Consider the following 4,341-nt stretch of genomic DNA (forward strand, 5'->3'; position numbering starts at 1 on the left):
GGATTGCCATGTGGCCGGTGGATTCATCGGCCACGCCCTGCCGGGCTGATTCCCATACGGCGTCTGGTTCCCTGCCACAGGCGACGGATGGTCCACAGGCGGCGGGCATTGCGCGAAAATCCGCTCCTGCTGTATCTCCGATTTGACGACGATCGATACGATGAGCAATACCAGCGACGTCAGAAACAGGAACGGGCACAGTATCGTCAAGGCGATGGCTCCGAGGAACACGAACAGGTCCAGGGGATAGTACTCGCCTCGATGCAGATACCGGGAGCAGTCGTATATGCCCAATCCGGAAAGTACGCCCGCTATGAAGAACGCCGCGCATAGGATGCGCAGGACGCGAAGTTTTTTGGTTTTCATGATTCCTCCGTTGGCATGTCGGCATTTGCGTGACGGTGTCCGATTGATACGGTCTGGCCGGTATGGATACGGGACTTTCCGGCGTTGGCGAAGCAGATGGTTGACGGCACTATAGAACGGCGACGACGTCGGTGTCCAGCTCGATGGCGAATGTGTACAAGTCGGCGGACTTTTCATGGTCCTTCGGCGCGTCGCGCGCAGCACTACGAGATTCGATGACGATTCGACCCGCGCGTCAGACCGATGACCTTGCCGCGTTCCGGAGCATTCGCCCATACGGGCATGACGGGCATGGGAAGTCAGCAAGCGCAGGTAGATTGGAACGCATGGCTACTTCCGGAAACTTCGTACATCTGCACAACCATACGCATTATTCGTTGTTGGACGGCGCCTCGAAAATCCCGGATCTGGTGAAGCGCGTCAAGGAATTGGGCATGCCCGCGGTGGGCCTTACCGACCACGGAAACATGCATGGCGCATACGAACTGTGGAGCAACGCGGTCAAGGCCGGCGTCAAGCCGATCATCGGCATCGAGGCCTACGTGACGCCGGAAACCGCCCGTCAGGATCCGACGCGAGTCAGCTGGGATACGAATTGGAATCCGGATGTCGATCCGATGCATCGCAGGCGCAACCCCGACGACGTGTCGGGCGGTGGCCTGATCACCCACCTGACGATGTGGGCGGAAAACGACGAGGGCCTCGTCAATCTGATGAAGGCCTCCACCGACGCGAATCTTGAGGGCCGCGTCATGCGTTACCCCCGAATGGACAAGGAGATCCTCTCCAAATATTCGAAAGGCATCATCGTCGGCAGCGGATGCCCCTCGGGCATCATCCAGACCAGGCTGCGTCTGGGGCAATTCGACGAGGCGCTGCGCGCGGCCGGCGAATTGCAGGACATCTTCGGACGCGACAATTTCTATGTCGAATTCATGGATCACGGGCTGAACATCGAACAGCAGGTGACCAACGACCTGCTGGAGATCGCGAAGAAGCTGAACGCCCCGCTGCTCGCCACCAACGATTCCCACTATGTGCGCGCCGAGGATGCCGGCGCGCAGGACGCCATGCTGTGCATCAACTCCGGTTCCACGCTGGACGAACCGGGACGGTTCAAATTCGACGGCACCGGCTATTACATCAAACCCGCCGAGGAGATGCGCGAACTCTTCAAAGACCTGCCGGGCGCCTGCGACAACACGTTGGAGATCGCGGAACGATGCAACGTCATGTTCGACGACCACGAGGACGGCGCGTTCATGCCGCAGTTCGACTGCCCCGAAGGCTGGGACGAGACCTCGTTGTTCCTCAAGAAGGTGGAGGAGGGCCTCGAAAAGCGCTACGACGGCAATCCGCCCATCGAGGTGCTCAAGCAGGCCGATTACGAATGCGGCGTGATCTGCCAGATGCAGTTCTGCGGCTACTTCCTCGTCGTGGCCGACTACATCAATTGGGCGAAATCGCACGGCGTGATGGTGGGGCCGGGCCGTGGCTCCGCGGCAGGCGCCATGGTGGCGTACGCGATGGGCATCACCGAACTGGACCCGATCAAGCATGGTCTGATCTTCGAACGATTCCTCAACCCGGAACGCGTCTCGCTGCCTGATATCGATGTGGACTTCGACCCGGACGGCCGTGGCCGCGTGCTCGACTACGTCGGTGAAAAGTACGGGCGTGACAAAGTGGCGCAGTGCGTGATCTACGGCACCATCAAAACCAAGCAGGCGTTGAAGGACTCCGCCCGAATCATGGGATACGAGTTCTCGGTCGGCGAACGCATCACCAAGGCGCTGCCACCCGCGCAGACCGGCGGCAAGGACATCCCTCTGCACGACATCTTCGACCCGACGTCGAAACGATACGCCGAGGCCCGCGAATTCCGCGAGCTGTACAGCTCCGATCCTGACGCGAAACGCGTCACGGACGAGGCGATGGGCATCGAAGGCCTGATCCGCCAGACCGGTGTGCACGCCTGCGCCACCATCATGGGTAGCGAACCGATCAGCAACACATCCCCATTGCTGGAACGAACCGACGGCACCGTCACCACCACGCTCGAATACCACACCTGCGAAACGCTCGGACTGGTCAAGATGGATTTCCTCGGTCTATCCAACTTGACGGTGATCCGCGACACGTTGAACAACATCGAGGCGAACGGCAAGCAGCGCATCGACCACACGAAGATTCCACTGGACGACCGCGCCACATACGACCTTCTGTCGCGCGGCGACACCCTTGGCGTGTTCCAGCTCGATTCCGACGGCATGCGTTCGCTGCTGAAGACGCTGAAGCCGAACAACTTCAACGACATCTCCGCATTGATCGCGTTGTACCGACCGGGCCCGATGGATATGGACTCGCATACGAACTACGCGAAGCGCAAGAACGGATTGCAGAAGATCACGCCGATCCATCCGGAAGTGGCCGAACCGCTCAAGGAGGTGCTCGATGAGACCTACGGTCTGATCGTGTACCAGGAGCAGGTGCAGTCCGCCGCGCGAATCCTGGCGGGATATTCGCTGGGCAAGGCAGACGTGCTGCGTCGAGCGATGGGCAAGAAGAAGCCCGAGGTGCTGGCCAAGGAGAAGATCCCGTTCTTCCAGGGCATGAAGGAGCATGGATACTCCCAGGAGGCGGCGCAGGCCGTATGGGATATTCTGGTCCCGTTCTCCGGCTACGCCTTCAACAAGGCCCATTCCGCGGCATACGGCCTGATTTCCTATTGGACCGCGTACCTGAAGACGCATTACCCGGTGGAGTTCATGGCGGCCCTGCTGCAGGGCGCGAGCACCAACAAAGACAAGACCGCGCTGTATCTGGGCGAGGCACGTCGCATGGGCATCCAGGTGCTTTCCCCCGATGTGAACGAATCGGTCTACGAATACTCCGCCGTCGGCGACGTCGTGCGATTCGGCCTCGGAGCCATCCGCAACGTCGGCAAGAACGCCGTGGACGCGATCATCAAGGAACGCAACGGCGAACGTGGCAAATACGTGAACTTCATCGATTTCGTCAGACGCGTGCCCTTGGAGGCGCTGAACCGGCGTCTGGTGGAATCACTGATCAAGGCGGGCGCGTTCGATTCGATCGACCCGAACCGTCGCGCGCTGTTCACCATCCACGAGACGGCGATCAATTCGGTGGTCGGATTGAAACGCAAGCAGGCGGAGGGCCAGTTCGACCTCTTCTCCGATCTGGAGGATTCCGGCAGTGACGATTCCTCCATGGGCGACGCCATGGTGAACGTGCCCGACGTGGAGGAATGGGACAAGAAGACCAAACTGAACTTCGAACGCGAGATGCTCGGCCTGTACGTCTCCGACCACCCGCTGAGCGGCATGCAGTCCGTGCTTGCCTCGCTGCGCGACATGTCGATCGCCCAACTCGTCAACCGCGCCGACACCATGCCCGATGGACAGCAGGTCACCGTGGCCGGACTGATCACGAATGTGGACCGCAGGGTGTCGAAGAAGGGCAATCCGTGGGCCATCGTGACCATCGAGGACCTGGAGACCTCCATCCAATGCATGTTCTTCGGCAAGGTGTACGAGGCCGCGGCACCCGAACTCGCCATCGACACGGTGGTGCAGATCCGGGGCCAGGTGGAGAAGCGCGACGAGACGGTCAGCATGCGCGCCACCGAATTCACCGTGCCCACATTGGAGGCGCAGGACGAGCGTCCGTTGATCATCACGTTGCCGCCGGTGGCGTTGGATCGGCCGCATGTGATGCAGCTTGGGCAGATCCTGTCGAACCATCCGGGGCCATGCGAGGTGAAGCTCGCGCTCATGGACGACAAGGGCAACGCCAAGGTGCTGACGTTCGGCGACCGTTTCCGCGTGAAGCGGGACACCTCGCTGTTCGCCGAGATCAAGATCCTTTTCGGCCCCAGCGCCCTGCCGCTTGCCTGATGAGGATTTCGGAATAAGCTTTTCCAGCCATGGCGGGTGCGTTTGCCGAAACCGCACC

At 60.6% G+C, this 4,341-nt stretch carries 2 protein-coding genes; one reads left to right on the top strand and one right to left on the bottom strand.

What is annotated here, in order from left to right:
- Positions 1 to 366, bottom strand: a 366-nt coding sequence (locus tag B3C64_RS04845; protein ID WP_291534117.1) for a hypothetical protein, incomplete at its 3' end; no start/stop codon positions are given.
- Between the two features lie 326 nt (positions 367 to 692).
- Between B3C64_RS04845 and dnaE the strand changes: the two genes are divergently transcribed.
- Positions 693 to 4,283: a DNA polymerase III subunit alpha gene (dnaE, locus tag B3C64_RS04850; protein WP_291534118.1), complete on the top strand. Its 3,591-nt coding sequence runs from the start codon at positions 693 to 695 to the stop codon at positions 4,281 to 4,283.
- Positions 4,284 to 4,341: the final 58 nt, after the last annotated feature.

The sequence above is a fragment of the Bifidobacterium sp. UBA6881 genome, assembly GCA_002451435.1.
Taxonomy (GTDB): Bacteria; Actinomycetota; Actinomycetes; order Actinomycetales; family Bifidobacteriaceae; genus Bifidobacterium.